This window comes from Rheinheimera sp. EpRS3, assembly GCF_001513785.1.
Lineage (GTDB): Bacteria > Pseudomonadota > Gammaproteobacteria > Enterobacterales > Alteromonadaceae > Alishewanella.
In genome coordinates this window covers 1-22,646 of record NZ_LNQS01000013.1, presented here as the reverse complement: position 1 = coordinate 22,646, position 22,646 = coordinate 1, and the positions used below count along the sequence as shown (strand labels likewise).

Here is a 22,646-nt window from a genome sequence, read left to right as displayed (position 1 = left end):
GTAAAGTAGGCGTTAACATATCGTCGTTATTACACCTTCGCTTCATTCACTGCATGCAGCACTCTTTTCACCGACACCGGGTACGGCGTGCCCAACTGCTGTGCATGTAAAGACACTTTCAGCTCTTGCAACATCCAGTAAATTGCCTGCACCGGCTCAGGTAATATCTTGCTGCCAGCAAATTTACCCAGCAGGTTACTGTAGCTATCAAAAGCTTTTTGATACTCGTGCATCAATAAACGGTCACGCTGCGGATCGACCGGCAGTTTTTCCAGCCGTTTTTGCATAGCTTGTAAATAACGTAATATATCGTCCAGCCGCGCAGCGCCATGGCTACTGACAAAGCCTTTAAAAATAAGCTCGTTTAGCTGCTGCTTAATATCGCCTTGTGATTGCACATGGGCTAAATCAACTTTGCCTTTTAAGCGCTTTTGGATGTCGTGACACAGGGTTAATATTTGCTCCACTTTAAGCGCTATCGCCACTACGTTATCACCCAGCTCCGCGCGCACTTTCTCTCTGAGCCGATTAAAATCTTGTTCATTCTTCGGCAGCTCGCTTTGCGCTATTAAAGCATCAACGCCGGCAGCGATACAATCATCTATCAGCTCCAACACCCGACCAAAGGGGTTAAAGTACAAACCCAGCTTGGCTTTGTTTGGTAACGATTCCTGCAGATATTTTACCGGTGACGGAATATTCAACAGCAATAAGCGCCGCAGCCCCTGCTTTGTGGTTTCCAGAGCTTGTTGCGGGTTATCCAGCAGCTTTATTGCCACAGAATCACGCTCGTCCACTAAAGCCGGGAAAGCTTTAATTTCATAGCCGGCCTGCAGTTTTACGTACTCGCGCGGCAGCTGGCCAAAGCTCCACTGGGTTAACTGATCCTGCTCTATGCCCTGCTCGGCTACCTGACTTAAGCTTTGTTGCACTTCGCCCTGCAAGCCTTGTTTTAGTAAACCCAGCGAGCGGCCCTGGCGCAAGGTGGTGCCTTTGTCATCCACCACTTTAAAATTCATTTTTAAATGCAGCGGCAGGCTGGTTAAATCCCAGGCGTCTTCCGGAATGGTTACGCCGGACATCCGCTTTAAGCGCATGGTGATAACCTCGAGCAACTTACCTTCATCCGGATTCAGCGTTTGCATTAATGCATCAGCATAATTGGGTGCCGGCACAAAATTACGCCGGTATTGCTTGGGCAGCGATTTAATTAATGCTACCAGCAACTCGTGGCGCAGCGCCGGGATCAACCAGTCAAAGCCGTTATCATCCAGCTGATTTAGCAGCGCCAGCGGAATAATCACGCTGACACCATCATCCGGCTCGCCCGGAGCAAAATGGTATTCCAGCGGCAAGGTTAAATTGCCCTGACGCCAGGTCTCAGGGAATTTATCGGCGGTAATATCACTGGCATCGCGGTTCAGCAGGCTGTCGGGATCAAAGTTAAGAAAAGAGGCATCTTCGCTGCGCTTTTTCTTCCACCATTTGGCGAAATCTATCCGGTTATTCGCCCACTGTGGCACGCGCTCAAGATAAAACGCCGCCAGGGTATCTTCATCAACCAGAATATCGCGCCGGCGTGATTTCTCTTCCAACGCCGTAACATCATCAATTAAGCGCTGGTTGTGTTGCAAAAAGCTGTCGTTAGTACCCAGTTCCTGGTTCACCAGCGCTTCGCGCACAAACAACGTATGACACACTGCCGGGTCTATTTTGCTGTATAGCACAGCGCGCCTGGGCACAATAACCAAGCCGTACAAACTGACTTGCTCGTACGCAATTACCGCACCGCGCTTTTTCTCCCAGTGCGGCTCACTGTAACTGCGCGTTACCAAATGCTCTGCCAGCGGTTCTATCCACTCCGGTTCAATTTTGGCCAGGGTACGGGCATATAGCTTGCTGGTTTCTACCCATTCAGCTGCCGCCACCCATTTGGGTTTGCGCTTAAATAAATGGCTGCCCGGAAACACATAAAACCGCGTTTGCCGCGGGCCTAAGTAATCGGCTTCTGAGTCTTTAAAACCCACCTGACCGAGCAGGCCACTTAGCACTGCCTGGTGGATGGCCTGATAGCCGGCCGTTTGCTGGTTTTGCTGATAGCCCTGCTCCTGCATAAGCTGGGTAAGCTGGCCGGTAAGATCTTGCCATTCACGCACCCGCAGGTAGTTTAAAAACTCCTGCCGGCACAGACGGCGAAACTGGTTATTACTTAACTGCTCTTGTTGCTCCTGCAGGTACTGCCACAGCTTAAGCCAGGCGGCGAAGTCTGAATCCGGATCGGCAAAACGGGCATGACACTGATCGGCTTTTTGCTGCTTGTCTAACGGCCGCTCACGTGGATCCTGAATGGACAGTGCAGCGGCGAGCACCAACAGCTCAGCCAAAGCACCGTTGTCAGCGCCAAACAGTACCATGCGTGCCAGGCGTGGATCTATCGGTAAGCGCGACAGCTTTTTACCCAACTCCGTTAATTGCAGACCCTGCTTATTGCGATTTAACGGAATAGCGCCCAGCTCTTCGAGCAACTTTACACCGTCGTTGACAAAGCGGCTGTCCGGCTTTTGTAAAAACGGGAAGGCTTCAATATCACCCAGGCCCAGCGCCAGCATCTGCATAATAACGGACGCTAAGTTAGTGCGCAGTATTTCCGGGTCGGTAAATTCCGGCCGGCCGTTAAAATCGTCCTCACTGTACAACCTGATACAAATACCGGCGGCCACCCGGCCACAACGGCCCTTACGCTGGTTGGCACTGGCCTGGCTGATAGCTTCTATCGGCAATTGTTGTACTTTGGAGCGATAGCTGTAGCGCGATAAGCGCGCGGTGCCGGGATCGATCACATAACGAATACCGGGCACCGTCAGCGAAGTTTCTGCCACGTTGGTAGCAAGCACGATGCGCCGGCCGGCGTGGCTTTGGAAAATGCGGTTTTGCTCGGCCGCGCTTAATCTGGCATACAACGGCAATACTTCCGTATGCGGCAGTTTTAACTTTTCCAGCGCATCAGCCGTGTCGCGGATTTCACGCTCGCCGTTTAAGAAAATCAGAATATCACCCGGCGGCTCGCGGTATAGCTCGTCTACCGCATCAAAAATGCCCTGCAGCTGGTCGGCGTCTTTGTCGTCCTGCTCGCTTACCGACCGGTAACGCGTATCTACCGGAAAAGTACGGCCGGAAACTTCAATTACCGGCGCATTAAAAAAGTGCTTTGAAAAGCGCTGTGGGTCAATCGTCGCTGAGGTAATAATCAGCTTGAGATCCGGCCGTTTCGGCAACAGCTGTTTTAGGTAACCCAACAAAAAATCGATATTCAGGCTGCGCTCGTGCGCTTCATCAATAATTAAGGTGTCGTACTGGTTTAAAAACCGGTCTTGCTGAATTTCGGCCAGCAAAATACCGTCGGTCATCAGCTTAACGAAAGTATTGTCGCTGGTGTGATCGCCAAAGCGGATTTTATAGCCGACCTGGTTACCGACCTGACACTGTAGCTCTTCAGCGATACGATCACAGACACTGCGTGCGGCTAAGCGCCGCGGCTGAGTATGGCCTATCATACCGGCTACACCGCGGCCTAACTCCAGGCAGATTTTCGGAATTTGCGTAGTTTTGCCCGAGCCGGTTTCGCCGGCAATAATCACCACCTGATTGGCGGCAATGGCGGCTTTAATGTCGTCTTTCTTTTCCGATACCGGCAGTTGTGGCGGATAGCTTACCTTAGGCAACGCAGCCAGTCTGGCCGCACGCTGTGCCTCAGAGCGGTCAATATCGGTAGCAATACGCGTTAATTGTGTGCTTTTTGCGTCATCTGCCAGATTTTTGCAGTTATGTAACCGGCGGCGCAGGCGAAACTGGTCTTTTAACAGACAAGCGGGAATACGGGAAATAAGTTCAGGTACAGAGATAACAGCTTCAGACAAAACAACGCCCTCGTTAACAGAGGGCGCCATGCTACCAAGAGCAGCAGGTAAAAATCCAGCGCTTAACGCTATCCTACCTTGCCATAATGCGAATGTAGCTCTTTATCTATAGCTCCGAGTACATCTGAGCGGGTAATAATGCCAAGTAAATAGCCGTCGTCGTCTACCACCGGGTACAACTTAGGTTTAGCTTTAAGCATAATTTGTGCTAAATCGATAATGCCATCATAGCCTTTTACCGTTAACACTGCCGGGTTCATCACGTCCGCTACTCTTGACGCTTGCTGATCATGATAAGTCGACATCAGCATACGTTGCAGACAATCCTGCTCGGAGATAAAACCGACTATTTTGCGCTGTTCATCAATAACAGGCCCACCGGTTTGCCGCCCTTTAATCAGGCGGGCTACGGCCATTTCTACCGGCATATCAGCAGTAAACGTAACCGGATACCGGTTCATATAATCTGCCACTTTTAATAAATCCATGCTTCCCCCTGCACTGTATTACTGAGCATCAGGCTCATATTAAGGTTAGCCGAATTTAGCCGCTTTGCTGCAAAATCAGCTTTTGGCAGCAAAGATTTCGCTGATAACCTGCCCGCCTTCAGCTTTAAGTGCCCGGTACATTCCTTCAGTGTTAAAGGTCCAGCTTAACTGCCCTTTGCTATCGACCACGATAACGCCGCCATCACCGCCCACTTTCTTCAATTCGGCCATTACTTCTTTTGCTGCTACAGCAGCAGTTTTTCGCTGATATTTCACTCTAGCACAAATATCACTGGCTACCTGATAACGGATAAAAAACTCGCCATGGCCGGTAGCCGATACCGCACAGCTTTTATTGTCGGCAAAGTTGCCAGCGCCAATAATGGGCGCATCACCAATACGGCCATAACGTTTGGCAGTCATACCGCCGGTTGAGGTGGCTGCAGCTAAATTGCCTTTGCGATCTATTGCAACAGCTCCTACAGTACCCATTTTCCAGGCCGGATCATAAGGTACTGCCGCCTGATGCGGCTGCGGTGCTATAGCCTGTTTTGCCCGTTGTAACGCCTCGTAGCGAAACTCTGTATTAAAATAGCTGTTATCTACCAGTTCCAGTTTCTGCTGTTTGGCAAATTGCTCTGCGCCCTTACCTGACAGCATAACGTGGTCTGATTTTTCCATTACCGCCCGTGCCAGCAATATTGGGTTTTTTACATTAGTGACACCGGCAACCGCTCCAGCGCTGCGATCCCGGCCATTCATAATAGAAGCATCCAGTTCGTGGCTTTCATCAAAGGTGTAAACCGCACCTTTACCTGCATTAAACAACGGCGAATCTTCCAATACCGTTACTGCTGCCGTTACTGCATCTAAACTGGAGCCGCCACGCTCCAGCACAGCATAACCCTGGTTTACCGCGTGGGTTAACATGGCATGGTAGGCTTGTTCCTGTGCTGGCGTCATACTGTCCCGATTTATGGTACCGGCGCCACCGTGGATCACTATGCCTATCGGCGCTTTTGATGCCAGGGCATTGGCAGAACTTAGCATGAGTATAAAAAGCAGTAGTTGTTTCATTGTTCTAACTCCCAGCAGAGTGTGTTATCGCACCTTTGTACTTTATATCCTGCTGCGGAGCAACTTTATGTAAAGCTTTCATGCCTGTTGTCGTCGTGCTTTGTTACAAAGCCACTGCGGTATTTTTACCGGCCTGAACTATATTTATCACGATGCAATCAGGCTGGGTGGTTTATGAAGTTACCGGTGTGGATATACCCAATCGCAATAATAGTGCTGTTAAGTGGCTGTCAGTCCACTGCGCCTGTTATGTTATTTCCACCAGAACAACTGCTGGTAGCGCCAGCACTAAAAGGTGAAGTGACTGAGCCTGAAACAGCAGAGCAAATTTTTGCGTTGCCGCAACACACCCGCTTTGAGCTGTTACGGCTGATTAGCTCTACAGATTCAATTGAAGAGCGTACCACCAGTGTACTAAAGCTTATTTTGTCTTACGCTCAGGATGGCTTACTTTATGACAATGCCGCCACCAAAACCGCAAGTGAAACGATCGCGGCCGGGCGTGCTAACTGCCTGAGTTTGTCGATACTGGCCTACAGCATGGCAAAAGAGCTCGGCATGACGGCGGTGTTTCAGGATGTGCAAATACCCGAATACTGGACCAGTGAGCTCAGCCAAACCTGGCTTAACGGCCATGTTAACCTGCGCCTGCAACACGGCAGAGCCCTCAGGGGAGCACCGGGCTTTGTGTTATTGGCAAAAGATATAGTAGTTGATTTTGATCCGTACAGCCTGAAGCAACAATTTCCGGAACATGCCATTAGTGTAAATCGCATTGTTGCTATGTTTTACAACAATAAAGCGGCGGTGGCTTTTGCCAGTGGTAATGATGCTCAGGCTTATCGTTACTATCAGGCGGCTATTGAAGCGGATGCTTATTATGCGCCAAGCTGGTCAAACCTAGGCGTATTGTACCGTACCAATCAAATGCACAATTTGGCCGAGCGCAGTTATCAGCAAAGCTTAACACTGGATCCAAGCTCCACCAATACGCTGGCAAATCTGGCTTATTTGCACCGCCAGCGCGGTGAAATAGCCAAAGCTGAACCGCTGGAAAAACGTGTTATGGCTAAACGGCGCACTAACCCATACTACCATCTGATGTTGGGAGACGAAGCGTATAAGGGCCAAAGTTACGACACTGCCATTAGCCACTATGAAAAAGCTGTGGCACTGGATGATAAGAACCATGAAGCCTACTTTGGTTTGGCCAGAAGTTACTACGCCATACAAAACAACCAGCAGGCAGCCAGTTATATGCTAAAAGCAACACGCAATGCCCCTTCGGCTTATGATCAGCAGCGCTACCGGCATAAACTGGCGGTATTAAATCAGCTCACCAGCGCTTATTAGTAAACTAGCCAAGCAATAAGCGCTGTTCGGCTATCCCCATACTTAATACGTAAGGGTGTTCGCTTTGCTGAGCAGCGATAAAGTCCTGCTTTGAGCTAAGCCCCTGCCAGTTAATCTCAATCAGGCTTTGTGCTACGGCTCCACCTAAGCTGGTGCCGGGGCCCAATAGAATTATATGCTGTGGCGCAAACTCCTTTACTGCCACCTGCAGCGCCTTACTAAAATCGTAGGTCTGACACACCTGATGTTGCAGTGTATAACGTTGCAATGCGGCTAAATCGCTACCGAAATTAGGCCATATCTGGCCGCGGCCATCGATCAATGGTAGTTGCGGCTGATTAAACCTCGCTGCTGGCCACAGCGACAGCGCTTTATCCGATGCCCCCTGCATAAAGCCGGTATGAAACGCGGCATGGCCCGCCAATAACATCGGAAAACGCTCATCACAAGGCGGTAGTGCTGTCATTGCCGCTTTTACTGCCTGTTCACTGCCGGCTATTACCGCATAACCGCCATACACAATAGACATATATAACTCAACGCTGTGAATGGCCAGTTGCTGCTGCACCAACGCAATGCGGTTATTATCTGGTTGCCAGTTATCATCGATAACGGGGTAAATAAATTGCGCACCGGCACCATCTGCTGTTAATAGCGCCATATCAGTTACCAGTTGCATACCGCTTGCAGGTGTCAGTACACCGGCGCAGCCCAGCGCGGTATACCAGCCCATAGAATTACCAGTAACAGCCACTACATCAAAATGATTACTGTTAATACTGTGGTAATCACAGACACCTGCCGCAAAAATTAACGCAGCGGCATTGTCTGCTTTCAAATGTACGCTGCGGCTAAAAGCAGGCTGCTGGTCTAACCCGCTTACCGTTGCTAAACCACGCCCGGATCTGACCTGGTCAAACTGCGCCAGCAAACCAGTGTTGTTAGTATTATTACTGATATATCCCAACTCAGCTTTGTTATAAGTACCACGGCCAGGGCATACCACTAAGGCTGTTTTTTTCATCGCACTACCTCCACCGTGGTTTCATCCAGTAACTGAAGTGCCTGGTCAATAATTTGCTGCGCCGATGGCAATACCGCATAAGCTGCTGCGCCCAATGGGATAAAGCTGTCTTGTGCACATAAACGGCTAAGATGAAAATAACCCGGTTTAGCTTCATGAAGTGCGGTAAACAGCTCTTCACTGAGTGAACCCCGACGGCGGCACTCATCTACAATCAGCACTTTGCTGCAACCTGCTAATGCTTTGATAATTAAATCTATATGCAGTGGCACCAGGGTGCGCAAATCCAGTACGCGTAACCGTATACCACGGTCATTTAATGCCAGCTCTGCCTGGCGGCTTAAATAATAGCCATTACCATAGCTGATAATAGCCAGCTGCTCGCCATCACCAAATACTGCCGGTTCGCCCAAGTCGGGTAAAGGCGTATCCGGCGCCGGATAATCACTAAGCCATAAGCCATCACCGGCGGTGGTTAAATCACGCGTCATATACAGCGCTATGGGCTCAAGCAATATTACAAGGCGCTTTTGCTGATGCGCCAGCTGCACCGCCTGACGAAGCAACAAGGCAGCATCATGGCCATTAGACGGACACAATAAAATAACGCCGGGAATATCACGAAATACAGCAAAGGAGTTGTCGTTATGAAAATGGCCGCCAAAACCGCGCTGATAAGCCAGGCCTGCAATACGTATTACCATTGCATTGTGGTACTGGCCGTTAGAGAAAAACGGCAAGGTGGCCGCCTCACCGCGGATTTGATCTTCCGCGTTGTGTACATAAGCCAGAAACTGAATTTCCGGAATAGCGATAAAGCCCTGTTGCGCCAGACCAATGGCCATACCCAAAATACTTTGCTCATCCAGCAACGTATTAATGACGCGGTTACTGCCAAAGGCATGCACCAAATGCTGGGTAACGCCGTAAACGCCCCCCTTTTTACCAACATCTTCGCCAAATACCACAGTATTAGTGTACTGCGCCAGCACATCATGCAGCGCCCAGTTTAATAACTTGGCCAAATGTTGCTTTTTACCGGTGTTATGTTGGTCGAAAGCAAATAATTGCTGTCGCGCTTCAGCAACTGGTAATGCAGGTACAGGCAGAGCCTGCCGCGCTGGCGCAATGGATGCCATTACCTGTGTTGCAGTCGTCAGTTTAGGCCGGCTGCTGGCAACTGTAGCAACGCGGGCAATTTGCGCCACCAGCCTGTCCAGCTGTATCAATAATTGTTCTGCAGTAATATCCCCGCTGGCCAGCAGCGCGGCCGTGCTGCTAAGCAAAGGATCAAGCTCCAGCTCTGCATCAATTTGTGCTTTGCTTCTGTATGCCGCTTCTGCATCGGCACCGGCATGGCCAAACAGCCGCACAGTGGATAAGTGCAGCACTGCCGGTTTACGTTTACTGCGTACATAGTCGGCTGCACGTTTAGCTATGGCGTAAGTTTGTGCCAAATCGCGGCTGTCGGCGGCAAAATATTTCAGCGCAGGCCTGTCGGCTAAATCCTGCTCTATCCAGCCGCTGGGTGTTGGCGTAGAAATACCCAGGCCGTTATCTTCACACAAAAACATTACCGGCAACGGCACTTGCTGATAAGCGGCCCAGCAGGCTGAATTAATTGCGCCCTGGGCCGTAGAATGGTTTGCCGAGGCATCACCAAAACTGCACAGCGCTATAGCGCCCTGTGGCCACTGGCCGTTTAACCCCAACCGCCGGGTTAAGTCTATTGCAAAAGCAGCACCTACAGCTTTAGGCAGTTGTGACGCTATGGTACTGGTTTGCGGTGGAATGTTCAGTGCCAGGCTGCCCAGTACCTTATGCCGGCCGCCTGAGATCGGGTCTTCACTGCTGGCGCAAAATGACAGCAGCATATCGTATAGCGGCGTACTGCCCGGTAATTGCTTACTACGTTCGATAAAAAAGGCACCGCTGCGGTAGTGCAAAAATGCCGGATCGGTAACGCGTAACGCTGCAGCAACCGCTGCGTTACCCTCGTGGCCGGCACTGCCAATGGTATAAAAACTCTGGCCTTTGGCTTGCAACAAGCGTGATTGTAAATCCAGCAACCGGCTGCACAGCTGGCTGTGCCACAGCTGATACAGGGTAGCAAAATCAATACTGTGGCGACTGCTGTGTACCGGCAATTTGCCGCTACTTAATCTTTGACGATATTCATTAACCCAGGGATGCACGGCTTCTGACATAAGGCTTACTCCGCTTCAGTAAAATGTCAGGCTTGTTAGCCGCTAAACGCCTGTAAGCCGGTTTGCGCCCGGCCTAAAATCAGCGCGTGTACATCGTGAGTGCCTTCGTAAGTATTTACCGCCTCCAGGTTCATCACATGGCGAATTACATGGTACTCATCGGCAATACCATTGCCGCCGTGCATATCGCGCGCCATACGGGCTATGTCCAGCGCCTTGCCACACGAATTACGTTTAATCAGCGAGATTGTCTCCGCCGCCAGTAAATTCTGATCCATCAGGCGCCCGGCTTGTAAGCAGGCCAGTAAGCCAATGCTGATTTCAGTTTGCATATCGGCCAGTTTTTTCTGAATAAGCTGATTAGCTGCCAGCGGCCGGCCAAACTGATGACGGTCCAGCGTATACTGCCGTGCCGCATGCCAGCAAAACTCTGCGGCGCCTAACGCACCCCAGGCAATACCATAGCGGGCTTTGTTTAAGCAGCCAAAGGGCCCTTTTAAACCGCTGACATTAGGCAGTAGCGCATCTTCCGGTACCTCAACATTGTCCATCACAATTTCGCCGGTAACAGAGGCCCGCAGTGAGAACTTGCCTTCAATTTTCGGCGCTGTTAAACCTTTCATGCCCTTTTCCAGCACAAAGCCACGAATATCACCGTCCAGTTTGGCCCACACCACAAACACATCGGCAATCGGCGAGTTAGTGATCCACATCTTGCTGCCGTGTAATACATAACCGCCGGCGGTTTTTTTCGCCGTAGTACGCATACCTGCCGGGTCAGAACCTGCATCCGGCTCAGTTAAACCAAAGCAGCCTACCCACTCACCGCTAGCCAGCTTGGGCAAATATTTCATCCGCTGCGCTTCACTGCCGTACTCGTGAATGGGGTGCATTACCAGGGAAGATTGCACACTCATCGCACTACGATAACCACTGTCTACCCGCTCTACTTCACGCGCCACCAGGCCATAACAGACATAGTTTACTGCCGAGCAGCCGTATTTTTCCGGTAAGGTGGCGCCAAGTAAGCCCAGTTCCCCCAGCTCAGTCATAATTTCACGGTGAAAATGCTCTTCCCGGTTTGCCATCAGCACGCGTGGCTGCAATTTATCCTGACAATACTGCTGCGCGCTGTCGCGGATCATCCGTTCTTCTTCCGTTAGCATGGCAGAGAGCGCAAACGGGTCCTGCCAGTCAAAATGTGCACGTGTCATAGCAAATTCCTCAATAAAACCAGCGAAATAATTTTTGTTATGGCCAGATTAGCCTGCTTTGATATAGAGTTAAAATATAATAATTCTGTATCAGGTATAGTTTATAACTATGGATATTCGCCAGCTCAGTTACTTTGTTGCCGTGTACGAACAAGGCAGTGTCAGCGCCGCAGCCCGCCTGTGCTGCGTAGCCCAACCATCGCTGTCAGCAGCGCTGCGCCAACTGGAACAAGAGCTGGGAGTTACACTGTTTGTCCGGTTACCTAAAGGCGTAACACCAACCGAAGATGGCGAAAAGCTGTATGGTCATGCCGGGCGCCTGCTAAGCCAGTTGCAGTCACTTAAAGCGTCATTCAGCCAACCGGTGGCACGGGTAAAGTTCCGCCTTGGTTTAATTCGTGCTTTAGGTGTAGAGCGGATGAGCCAGCTATTGCGTGAATTCAGCAACAATGTGCAGGGGCTGGAACTGCATTTGGTAGAACCTGATGAGCATTGTGATGCCCGTATCATTACCCCGCAGGCGTTAAAAGCCGGTGAAGCATTTCAGCCGTTCTGGCATGACAGCTATTTGTTGGCGATGCCGCCCGGTACACCGCTTAGCTTACAAGCTGAAGTGAATTTAGCTGACTTTGAACAACTGCCGCTGATAAAACGTACCCCGTGCGATGCCTGGAACACGCTGTATCCTGAGCTGGTGCGCCGCGGCATAAAAGCCGATGTGCGGGCGGATATTCAAACCATTGAGTATGCGCTGGGCCTGGTTTCCGCCGGTGTCGGCTGTGCTTTAGTACCAAACTTCGACACCTTGCTACAACGCCAGGATATAGTTTTGCGCCCTATCGCCCAGCTTAAACTGGAACGACAACTGGGGCTGGCCTACGGAAAAAATCAGACGTCTGCGTCACTGGCCGTGTTACGCCAGCTGTGCCAGCCCGTACCTTAAACCTAAATTTTAAAATCGCCAGCTTGATCTGACGCAATACCGCTTAGCGGCAATCACGATAAAGTACCGGCTTTGTCCGCCATAGGTTGCAGGTTGTTCTATGTCTGTTGTGTCTCACGCTAAAGATCAGGATAACGATCCGATCATTGCTTCTGTCCTGCTTAAAAAGCCCGTTTGCTGTAACAATACACAAACGGTTCGCGAAGCAGCCAAGCTGATGCGCCAGCATGCTATCAGCTGTATTTTGATCACCGCTGCGCACAACGGCAAAGTGTGTGGCATCTGGACCGCAGCCGATGCCCGGAAACTGGATTTCAGCCGCCCGGAAGCAGCCGATACGCCACTGACACAAGTGATGAGCTCGCCAGTGCGCAGTGTTACCGATAGCAGCAGGCTTAGCAGTGCTGCCAGCACTATGCTGCAGCATGGTATCCGCCGCTTATTGGTGGTGAATAAACACGGCGACGCGGCTGGCCTGCTAACCCAAAGCGATATTGTCCGGCAGCAAAAAATTGAATTTTATCTGCAATTTCGTGATGTCAGCTCCTGTATTACTGCAGCGCCCTTGCAATTAAAAGCAGCTATGCCGCTGGCCCAAGCAGTAAAGCAAATGCAACAGCTCAATACCGAAGCCGCTATTGTGCAGTTTAACGACGGCCGCAATGGCATTGTTACTGAACAGGATCTGATCCATTTTCTGGCGCAGCATAGCAACTGCCTGACAGTGGGAGAGCTGGCAACAACACCGCTGCTGAGCATAGCCTCTACGGCCACGCTATTGCAGGCCGTAAAACTGCTGACAGACAACCACTTGCGGCATATTGCTGTGCACAACGATAGCCTGCTGATTGGCTTATTATCTTTTAACAACATTTTGCGTAACGTTGAATACGCCTATGTTGACCAGCTCAGAACCGCACTGCTGGCGCGTGATGTGGCGCTGCGCACCTCTGCCGATTATTTGCGGCTGGCGCATAAGGTTATTGATGCCTCGTTAGATGGCATTATGATCACCGATAAAGACGGTATTATTCAGTCAGTAAATCCCAGTTTTTGTCATATCACCGGCTATAGCATGCAGGATGTTATTGGCAACAGCCCGCGCTTATTAAGCTCTGGCAGGCACCAGCCTGACTTTTATCGCAGTATGTGGCAGGTATTGCTACAACAAGGGCGCTGGCAAGGCGAGATCTGGAACAAACGAAAAAACGGTGAGCAATATCCGCAGTGGCTTACGATCACAGCTATACGCAATGAAGAGCAGCAAATAAGCCAGTTTGCCGCTATTTTCAGCGATATTACCGAGCGCAAGCAGCAAGAGCAGAAAATCCACCAGTTGGCTTATATTGATGAGTTAACCGGCCTGGCTAACCGGCGCATGTTTCTAGACAGGCTGCAGCTGAGTTTAGCTAACGCGCACCGGCACAAGCATAAACTCGCCGTGCTGTTTCTGGATCTGGATTTATTTAAACGTATTAATGACACTCTGGGCCATCAGGCGGGTGATCAGGCATTAAAAGAAGTGGCCAGCCGGATCAGCGCTACCGTGCGCGAGGGCGAATCGGTTGCCAGGCTTGGCGGCGACGAATTTACTATCTTGCTACCCGAGGTAACAGATGGTTCAACAGTCGAGTACCTGGCTAAACGCATGATCTCCCAAATAGAAAAACCGGTGCGTTTACTTGGCCAGGAGTTTTTCCTTACCACCAGCATTGGCATTGCAGTGTATCCACAAGATGGCAGCACGGCAGAGCAACTGGTAAAACATGCCGACGTAGCTATGTATCAGGCCAAAAGTGGTGGCCGTAATCAGTATTGTTTTTATCAGGCCAGCGCCGGGCAGCAAAATGCCGATGAATTAAAGCTGGAACAAGCACTGCGCGAGGCCCTGCGGTTGCAGCAACTAGATGTGCATTATCAGCCCAAATTTGAACTGGCAACAAAACAACTAGTGGGGTTTGAAGCCTTAGTTCGCTGGCAGCACAGTGAGCTTGGCACGGTATCGCCGGTATTGTTTATTCCGCTGGCAGAAAAGCTTGGCTTAATTGCCGCTCTGGGCGAGCAGGTATTGCAACGGGTGTGTCTGCAACTGCAGCAATGGCAACAGCTGGCGATTCCTGTATCAGTGAATATCTCGGCCCTGCAACTGGCAGATGCTGAGTTTGTTACCAGGTTGCACCGGATAGTGCAATTGGCAGATATAGCGCCACAGCTGATTGAACTTGAACTGACCGAAAGCTGCCTGATCCCGGAGCAGGCAGAGCAAACGCTGTATCAACTGACTCAACTTAAAGCCCTGGGGTTTAAATTATCTATCGACGACTTTGGCACCGGCTATTCCTCACTGTCATACTTACGCCGCCTGCCATTAGATACGTTAAAAATTGATCAGAGCTTTGTGCAGGATCTGCCGGGCAATATCAGCGCCTGCCAAATTGTCAGTGCCATTATTGCTATGGGTAAAGCGCTCGGGCTCGATGTTATTGCTGAGGGTATTGAACATCAGCAACAGCTGGATTTTCTGCTGCACGCAGGCTGTGATAAAGGCCAGGGTTACCTGGTTTCGCCACCACGCCCAGCGCAGGATTTTACCCAGGCGTTATCTGGCTGAAAACTATTAAGCCGGTAGCCTCAGCGTAAGCCAGCATTGCATAGCTGAGGCTGTTGCGTATACTTAAAGCACTTTTAGCTAAGGTAAAATAACCCTATGACGCTTCCTGCCGATACTGAACCCCAGAACCGCCCACCTGTTGATCAGTCCAAACGACGCAAGCCCTTATCGCACCGGGATGCAGAAGCAGCCTGCCCTGATGACGGCTCTGTTTGTGGTGAAGAAGATCCGGGCTCTGCACTGGAAAGTTTAATGGATGATGATAAGTAACGCGATAAGCCTGCTCTGATGTTATGATCGGTTTTTTTGTTGCCATCCCAAGCCAATTTAAAGTATTGAACTATGTCCGAACCCTTGTCTTTTTATTTCCACGACTACGAAACTTGGGGCGCTGATCCCAAACGTGACCGCCCTGCTCAGTTTGCCGGCATTCGTACCGATCTTGAGCTGAATATTATTGGTGAGCCTGATGTCTGGTATTGTCAACTGACAAACGATTATCTGCCACACCCGCAAGCGGCATTAATTACCGGCCTGACACCGCAGCTCTGCAATAAAAAAGGCCTGGCCGAAACTGAGTTTATGCAGCGTATTTTGCAACGTTTCAGCACGCCCAATACCTGTGTGCTGGGCTATAACAACCTGCGTTTTGACGATGAAGTAACCCGCTACAGCCTGTACCGCAATTTTTATGAACCCTATGGCCGCGAATGGCAAAATGGTAATAGCCGCTGGGACCTTATCGATATGGTGCGCGCCTGTTACGCCTTACGCCCGGAAGGTATTAACTGGCCAGTACGCGAGGATGGCAGCCCTGTTTTTAAACTGGAAGAGTTAACCCGCGCCAATGGTCTGGCACATGAAAATGCCCATGATGCGTTATCCGATGTGTACGCTACCATTGCTATGGCCAAACTGATAAAAGAAAAGCAGCCCAAGCTGTTTGGTTATTTATTTGAGCTGCGTAAAAAAGCCAAAGTGGCTGAATTAATTGATGTCGCAGGCATGACGCCACTGGTGCATGTGTCGTCTAAGTTTCCCGCCACTCAGGGTTGTGTCAGTTGGATAGTACCACTGGCGTTTCATCCGACTAATAAAAATGCTGTGATTTGCTATAACCTACAGGCAGATCCAACACCGTTACTTGAAGACGATATTGCCACCTTACAGCAAAAGCTGTACACCAAAACGGCAGATCTGGCTGACGGCGAACAGCGGCTGGGTTTAAAACTTATTCATCTGAATAAATGCCCTGTATTAGCACCGGCGAAAACACTGACTGAAGAGCGTGCAGCGGTATTTGGCATCGACCGTGCAGAGTGTCTTAAACATTTAGACTTTTTGCGCCAACATCGGGCAACACAAGCTAAAGCGATTGAACTGTATCAGCAGTTAAATGAGTTTCCGGCCGAAACAAACCCGGATTATCAGTTATATAGTGGCTTTATAAGTGATGGCGATAAGCAAAAAATGCAGCAACTGCATCAGTTGCCACCGGAGCAATTAGCCGTTAGCGCACCTGTGTTTAGTGATGAGCGGCTAAACAGCCTGCTATTTTTATACCGCGCCCGTAATTATCCGGCCACCCTGACCGACAGCGAACAACAGAAATGGCAGCGCTACCGCACCGATAAGCTAATGCATGGCGTGGATACCCCTAACCTGACGATGGAAGATTTTAGTCTGGTGCTGGAAAATCTGGCGCATGAGCATGCCAGTGATGAGCAGAAGATGAAAATTCTAAAGTCGCTGTATTTGTATGTTCAGAATTTATAAAACACCGGTTGCAACACCCATTGTGCTCGCCACAGCAACTCGCCCTAATGCCTGCAGCAGGGCTCAGACACTCTGTGGCTGTGCTAATGGGGTTCCAACCTCGTTCACGTTTGACATCTAAGTCTTGAATTCCGTCAGGAATACATGAATACTTAGCACCATCTTGTCGGAGTGCCCAGCTGTTTACAGCGGGCTGAGACCGTGAAAACGGGATCCGTTGAACCTGATCAGGCTAATACCTGCGAAGGGAAACAAGGGGAAATACAGCATATAACACAGTAGTAATCCGCCTGGCGGTTTTGCCACCTGTTATCACCTGCCCCCACTCCGGACAAGCAACCTCAACTTGTTAACCGGAGCTTGCTATGTCTGCTACACCTTTATCAAAACGTGATTTACGCGCCCATGCCCGTGCCTATATTCAGGCGCTGCAAGGCGAAACCTTTCCCGGCTCCAGCCGTCGCTACCTTGAATGTGAGCAAAGTAGCGTCAGGGTGCCAGTGCGGGATATACATCTTAGCCCCAGCCGCCTGACTGACGGCAGCGAGCAAGCTAACCCCAGTTTGCCAGTATATGACACCTCTGGCCCTTATGGCGATCCGGCGCAGCAGTTAGATGTACTAAAAGGCCTGCCTAAATTACGCCTTAACTGGATTACCGCTCGCGGCGATGTGGCACCCTCGCCCGAGTCGCCGTTTGCTGATATTGCGCTGGACGAACAAATCACCGAATTTGACCATCAGCCTCTACGCGCTAAAGGCGGTAGAACGGTCACCCAACTGCACTATGCCCGCGCCGGTATTATTACACCGGAGATGCACTTTATCGCGCTGAGGGAAAATATGGCGGCCGGTAATGATGGCGTCAGAAGCCATCGGGGCGAAAGCTTTGGTGCTGCTATACCCAAACAAATCACCGCGGAGTTTGTGCGCCAGGAAGTCGCGGCCGGCCGCGCTATTATTCCGGCCAATATTAACCACCCGGAAGCGGAGCCGATGATTATCGGCCGTAATTTTAAAGTAAAAGTGAATGCCAATATCGGCAACTCTTCGGTCAGCTCCAGTATTGAAGAAGAAGTGGAAAAGCTGGTGTGGGCGACCCGTTGGGGCGCCGATACCGTGATGGATTTATCCACCGGCCGGCGTATTCATCAAACGCGGGATTGGATCTTACGTAACAGCCCGGTGCCGATTGGTACAGTACCGATTTATCAGGCACTGGAGAAAGTAAAAGGTGATGTCAGCCAGCTTAACTGGCAGGTGTTTTACGACACCCTGGTAGAGCAAGCCGAACAAGGTGTCGATTACTTCACTATTCATGCAGGTGTATTAAAAGACTATGTGGCCTTAACCGCTAACCGCATTACCGGTATCGTCTCACGCGGCGGCGCTATTATGGCGCAGTGGACCAGACTGTATAATCAGGAAAGTTTTTTATATCAGCACTTTGAACAGATTTGTCAGCTCTGTGCTGCCTACGATATTTCACTTTCCTTGGGTGACGGCCTGCGCCCTGGCAGTATTGCCGATGCCAATGACGAAGCGCAATTTGCCGAGCTGCGTACCTTAGGTGAGCTGACTAAAATTGCCTGGCGTTATGATGTACAGGTAATGATTGAAGGCCCGGGCCATGTACCAATGCAGCTGATTCAGCAGAATATGACTGAGCAGCTAAAACACTGCCATGAAGCACCGTTTTATACCTTAGGCCCTCTCACTACCGATATCGCACCTGGCTATGATCATATTACCTCCGGCATCGGTGCTGCAATGATTGGTTGGTTTGGCTGTGCCATGTTGTGCTATGTCACCCCGAAAGAGCATTTAGGCCTGCCAAATAAAGAAGATGTAAAACAAGGCCTTATTGCATACAAAATTGCTGCCCATGCCGCAGATCTGGCCAAAGGCCATCCGGCAGCGCAACAAAGAGACAATGCATTGTCTAAAGCCCGCTACGAGTTTCGCTGGCAGGATCAGTACAACCTGGCACTAGACCCATTCACCGCCAAAGCTTATCACGATGAAACGCTAAGCCATGAAGGCGCCGATGCCGAGCCATTTTGTTCCATGTGCGGCCCCAAGTTTTGCTCAATGCGGCTTAACCAGCAAATTCAGCAGCAAGAGGCAGCAACCGATGCATGAATCAACAACTGAAACTAAACCCATCGTCTGGACTATTGCCAGCTCAGACAGTGGCGGCGGTGCCGGTATACAGGCTGATTTGCATACCTTTGCTGCACTGGGTTGTCATGGCTGCAGTGTTATTGCCGCCGTAACAGCACAAAACAGCACGGAAGTCGTCGGCTATGAAACCGTCAGCCCAGCGCTGTTTGTCACTCAGCTAAATTGCCTATTGCAGGATATGTCGCCCAAAGTGATTAAAATCGGTCTTATTCCAGATGCAGGCTTACTGGAACAATTAGCAATCTGGCTGATGCAGCACAAAGCTGAGCATGAATTTCTGCTGATAGCCGATCCGGTGTTAAGTAGCAGTAGCGGTTATAACTTTATCAGCCAAAGCATACTGAGCATCTGGCGACAGCAACTACTGCCGCTGCTTGACCTCATCACGCCAAATCTGCCAGAGCTGGCATTACTCAGTGACATGCCCCTCACAAGCAGCAATGAACAGGCAAATCAACTGTTGCAGTGCGGTGTAAAAGCCGTATTGGTTAAAGGCGGTCACTCTGCAGAGACAGACACGGTAACCGACCATTACTTCAGCCCAGAGCAGCACTTTAGCTTGCAACAGCCCCGGCTTAATACACTGCATAGCCATGGCACCGGTTGTGTTTTGTCCAGCGCTATCGCTGCGGCATACGCTTATGGCTATGAACTTGCTGATAGCATCATCGTTGCCCGTGCTTATTTGCAACAGGCTTTAAACCATAGTTATGCCACGGGCAAAGGTGCGGGTTGCCTGCAACACCATAGCTGGCCAACAAAACGGTGCTATTTCCCCCAGTTAAAACTGCCGCAGGATACACAGTACGGAGCGCTGAGCTTTGCCGGCATCAGTACACCTGTCGGCTTTTATCCGGTGATTAACAGCGTGCAGTGGTTAAAGCGTTTGCTGCCACTTGAACCCGATGTAATTCAATTGCGCCTAAAACAAGGCACGCCAGATGAGATTGAACTGCAGATAGCAGAAGCAGTGTTGCTTAGCCGTGATTATAAACTACGGCTATTTATTAATGATCACTGGCAGCTGGCCATTAAATACGGTGCTTATGGTGTTCACCTTGGGCAGGAAGATTTAGCACAGGCTGATCTTAATGCAATAGCAGCAGCGGGTTTACGTCTTGGTATCTCTACCCATAGTTATAAAGAACTGCTGCGGGCATATCAATTGCGCCCCTCTTACATTGCGCTGGGGCATATCTTTGCTACACAAACCAAACAGATGCCATCGCAGCCGCAAGGTTTAACACGCCTGAAATACTATGCTGCGCTTTGCGACGACATTCCGACTGTTGCAATTGGCGGTATTAATACCCAACGACTTGAGGCTGTAATGCAATGTGGTGTCTCCGGTGTTGCCGTTGTGTCTGCCATCACGGCACAAGCTGAACCGGAGCAGGCATTTTTACTGCTTAAACATCGAGTGGAGCACTATTATGCGCATCATGCTTAACGACACCCCTATTCAGCTTGCCACAAATTGTACCGTAGCGGAGCTTGTGCAGCAGCAACAGCTAAAAACTGAAGGCCTGGCAGTGGCAATAAATAATGTCGTCATCGCTAAACAACACTGGAGCAAGCATCAGTTGCAAAATAATGCTCAGGTGCAACTGTTTCAGATAGTAACCGGAGGTTGACCATGCTTCACATAGCTAACAAAAGCTTTAGCAGCCGCTTACTGCTGGGCAGTGGTAAATTTGCCAACCCCAACCTTATGCAGCAAGCAATACAAGCCAGCGGTTGTCAGTTGATTACCCTGGCACTTAAGCGCCTGCAGTTGGAGCAGCCGCAAGATGATTTACTCAGCCCACTGCGTGAAATGAATATTCAATTGCTGCCTAATACCTCTGGTGCTAAAACAGCTAAAGAAGCTATTTTTGCTGCACAGCTGGCACATGAAGCGCTGCAAACCAACTGGCTGAAATTGGAGATCCACCCTGATCCGCGTTATTTAATGCCGGACCCTATCGAAACCTTATTGGCAGCTGAGCAACTGGTTAAATTGGGTTTTGTCGTACTGCCCTATTGCAGCGCCGACCCTGTTTTATGTAAACGGCTGGAGCAAGCCGGCTGCGCCGCGGTAATGCCGCTGGGTGCCGCCATTGGCTCTAATCAGGGCTTGCAAACCCGCGCTATGCTGGAAATTATTATCGAACAGGCCAAAGTGCCGGTAATTATCGACGCCGGCCTGGGTGCACCTTCACATGCTGCCGCTGCAATGGAGCTGGGCGCTGCTGCCGTATTGGTTAATACCGCCATTGCTGCCAGCTATGATCCGGTTGCTATGGCCGGTGCCTTTGCACAAGCAGTAAGCGCCGGGCGTATGGCTTATAACGCCGGTTTATCGGCAGCACAGTCACACGCAGCATCTTCAAGCCCGCTCACTGATTTCTTGGCGGCACTATGAGCTTTAGTGCCTATTGGCAGCAACAAAGCTGGCAAGCATTCCAGCTGCAAAGCCGCAATTTTTCAACGGCTCAGGTGCAAGCGGCACTGCATAAACCTCGCTTAATACTCAGTGACTTACAAGCGCTACTGTCTCCGGCCGCTTTACCTTTGCTACCTGTGCTGGCAGCCAAAGCTCAGCAGCTGACCCGACAAAGGTTTGGCCACAGCGTACAGTTTTATGCGCCTTTGTATCTCTCTAACCTTTGCGCTAACGAATGCACCTACTGCGGCTTTTCCCTGAGCCAAAAAGTAAAACGGCGCACCTTAAACTCTGCCGAAATAGAACAGGAATGCCGGGCTATTAAAGCAATGGGAATAGATCAGGTGCTGCTGGTAACCGGTGAGCATGAGCGCAAGGTTGGTATCGACTATTTTTGCGATGTGCTGCCATTGATAAGGCGTTACTTCAGCAGTGTGCAGTTAGAAGTGCAGCCACTAACCACCGCAGAATATGCCAGGCTGAAAAACCTTGGCGTAGATGCGGTAATGCTGTATCAGGAAACCTATAATGCTACGGCGTATCAGCAATATCATCTAAAGGGCAAGAAAAGCGATATCCACTGGCGCCTGGATGCACCGGACAGGGTTGGTCAGGCTGGTATAGATAAAATCGGCCTGGGTATTTTACTTGGCCTTAGCGATTGGCGTACCGATGCCATCTTGCTGGCGCAGCATCTGCAGTTTTTACAAAAACAGTACTGGCAATGCCGTTTTAGCTTATCCGTGCCCAGAATACGCCCTTGCAGTGTTGGTAACGAGGTAATAAATCCAATCAGTGACAAAGAACTGATCCAGCTGATTTGTGCCTTTCGCTTATTTGCACCCGAGCTGGAAATCAGTTTGTCTACCCGCGAGTCTGCCGTGCTCCGCCAGCACGTGGTACCACTGGCTATCACCAGTGTCAGCGCCGGTTCAAAAACCCAACCCGGCGGTTACAGTGTTGAACCGGAAAACCTCGAGCAGTTCAGCATAGACGACACTCGTTCACCTAAACAGGTTGCCAAGGCGTTGATACAACAAGGTTTGCAGCCAGTGTGGAAAGATTGGGACAGCTTTTTAGGTCGATGAAGGTAAGCAGATAAAAAGCAAAAAGGCCAACTCTGTCGAATAGCGGTGAACTACATTGCTCACCCCCTCCATGGGGTTCGCCGCTTCGCGGCCAGCTGAAGCTGTCTCACAAAACGGCACGATAGCCGTTTTGCACAGCTATGCTGCCGAAGGCGAGCGACATGAATGTTGCGAGTGTAAAACGTTCCGGACATTTTTGTCGCATAGCTTTTCGCTCGCTCGGGCAGATAACCCATCGGCAATACAAATAAAAAAACCCTTCGTTTTCACGAAGGGTCTGTTTATTTGGGAGCCTGGCGGTGAACTACTCTCGCATAGCGAATGCTACACTACCATCGTC

Annotated in this window: 15 protein-coding genes, 1 pseudogene and 1 riboswitch; of the genes and pseudogenes, 10 read left to right on the top strand and 6 right to left on the bottom strand. The window is 50.4% G+C overall.

From position 1 onward, the window contains the following. Positions 1-29: 29 nt before the first annotated feature. From hrpA to AR688_RS19355, 3 genes are all read right to left on the bottom strand, one after another. Positions 30-3,917 (bottom strand): ATP-dependent RNA helicase HrpA, encoded by a 3,888-nt coding sequence (hrpA, locus tag AR688_RS19365; protein ID WP_231732197.1) that lies wholly within the window; start codon positions 3,915-3,917, stop codon positions 30-32. Positions 3,918-3,985: 68 nt separating this feature from the next. Further along, positions 3,986-4,405 (bottom strand): CBS domain-containing protein, encoded by a 420-nt coding sequence (locus tag AR688_RS19360; RefSeq protein ID WP_068238149.1) that lies wholly within the window; start codon positions 4,403-4,405, stop codon positions 3,986-3,988. A 75-nt stretch (positions 4,406-4,480) separates the two neighbouring features. Next, positions 4,481-5,482, bottom strand: coding sequence for an isoaspartyl peptidase/L-asparaginase family protein (locus AR688_RS19355; RefSeq protein ID WP_068238147.1), 1,002 nt, complete (start codon positions 5,480-5,482; stop codon positions 4,481-4,483). A 249-nt stretch (positions 5,483-5,731) separates the two neighbouring features. Here AR688_RS19355 and AR688_RS19350 point away from each other — a divergent pair, with 249 nt between their 5' ends. Further along, entirely contained in the window at positions 5,732-6,835 is a 1,104-nt protein-coding gene (locus tag AR688_RS19350; RefSeq protein WP_197412293.1) for a tetratricopeptide repeat protein, read from the top strand. A 4-nt stretch (positions 6,836-6,839) separates the two neighbouring features. Here the strand turns inward: AR688_RS19350 and AR688_RS19345 are convergent, their stop codons facing one another. The 3 genes from AR688_RS19345 to AR688_RS19335 are packed head-to-tail and all read right to left on the bottom strand — an operon-like array spanning position 6,840 to position 11,280. Beyond that, the gene (locus AR688_RS19345; RefSeq protein WP_068238132.1) at positions 6,840-7,859 is read right to left on the bottom strand and encodes a malonyl CoA-ACP transacylase; all 1,020 of its coding nucleotides are present in this window, start codon (positions 7,857-7,859) and stop codon (positions 6,840-6,842) included. Further along, positions 7,856-10,066 carry a thiamine pyrophosphate-dependent enzyme gene (locus AR688_RS19340; RefSeq protein WP_068238130.1) on the bottom strand — a complete coding sequence of 737 codons (2,211 nt, stop codon included), beginning with the start codon at positions 10,064-10,066 and terminating at the stop codon, positions 7,856-7,858. Before AR688_RS19340 ends, AR688_RS19345 begins: the two co-directional genes overlap by 4 nt. 35 nt (positions 10,067-10,101) lie before the next feature. Further along, positions 10,102-11,280 (bottom strand): acyl-CoA dehydrogenase, encoded by a 1,179-nt coding sequence (locus AR688_RS19335; protein WP_068238127.1) that lies wholly within the window; start codon positions 11,278-11,280, stop codon positions 10,102-10,104. Positions 11,281-11,389: 109 nt separating this feature from the next. Here AR688_RS19335 and AR688_RS19330 point away from each other — a divergent pair, with 109 nt between their 5' ends. From AR688_RS19330 to thiH, 9 genes and pseudogenes are all read left to right on the top strand, one after another. Then, positions 11,390-12,223: a LysR family transcriptional regulator gene (locus tag AR688_RS19330; RefSeq protein ID WP_068238125.1), complete on the top strand. Its 834-nt coding sequence runs from the start codon at positions 11,390-11,392 to the stop codon at positions 12,221-12,223. 100 nt (positions 12,224-12,323) lie between these two features. Further along, positions 12,324-14,834, top strand: a complete 2,511-nt coding sequence (locus AR688_RS19325) for an EAL domain-containing protein (RefSeq protein WP_068238122.1) — start codon at positions 12,324-12,326, stop codon at positions 14,832-14,834. Positions 14,835-14,930: 96 nt separating this feature from the next. Then, positions 14,931-15,104 (top strand): hypothetical protein, encoded by a 174-nt coding sequence (locus AR688_RS20300; protein ID WP_156420364.1) that lies wholly within the window; start codon positions 14,931-14,933, stop codon positions 15,102-15,104. A 72-nt stretch (positions 15,105-15,176) separates the two neighbouring features. Beyond that, positions 15,177-16,610 (top strand): exodeoxyribonuclease I, encoded by a 1,434-nt coding sequence (sbcB, locus tag AR688_RS19320; RefSeq protein ID WP_068238119.1) that lies wholly within the window; start codon positions 15,177-15,179, stop codon positions 16,608-16,610. 157 nt (positions 16,611-16,767) lie between these two features. Then, positions 16,768-16,878: riboswitch (TPP riboswitch) on the top strand. A 97-nt stretch (positions 16,879-16,975) separates the two neighbouring features. Continuing rightward, a pseudogene (thiC, locus tag AR688_RS19315) lies at positions 16,976-18,727 on the top strand (phosphomethylpyrimidine synthase ThiC); the annotation flags it as partial. 16 nt (positions 18,728-18,743) lie between these two features. Continuing rightward, positions 18,744-20,243 (top strand): thiamine phosphate synthase, encoded by a 1,500-nt coding sequence (gene thiE / locus AR688_RS19310; protein WP_068238117.1) that lies wholly within the window; start codon positions 18,744-18,746, stop codon positions 20,241-20,243. After that, positions 20,227-20,427, top strand: coding sequence for a sulfur carrier protein ThiS (gene thiS, locus AR688_RS19305; protein ID WP_068238115.1), 201 nt, complete (start codon positions 20,227-20,229; stop codon positions 20,425-20,427). The genes thiE and thiS overlap by 17 nt, the downstream gene beginning before the upstream one ends. A gap of 2 nt (positions 20,428-20,429) precedes the next feature. Beyond that, positions 20,430-21,197 (top strand): thiazole synthase, encoded by a 768-nt coding sequence (locus tag AR688_RS19300; RefSeq protein ID WP_068238113.1) that lies wholly within the window; start codon positions 20,430-20,432, stop codon positions 21,195-21,197. Next, positions 21,194-22,306 carry a 2-iminoacetate synthase ThiH gene (thiH, locus tag AR688_RS19295; RefSeq protein ID WP_068238109.1) on the top strand — a complete coding sequence of 371 codons (1,113 nt, stop codon included), beginning with the start codon at positions 21,194-21,196 and terminating at the stop codon, positions 22,304-22,306. Before AR688_RS19300 ends, thiH begins: the two co-directional genes overlap by 4 nt. Positions 22,307-22,646 lie beyond the last annotated feature (340 nt).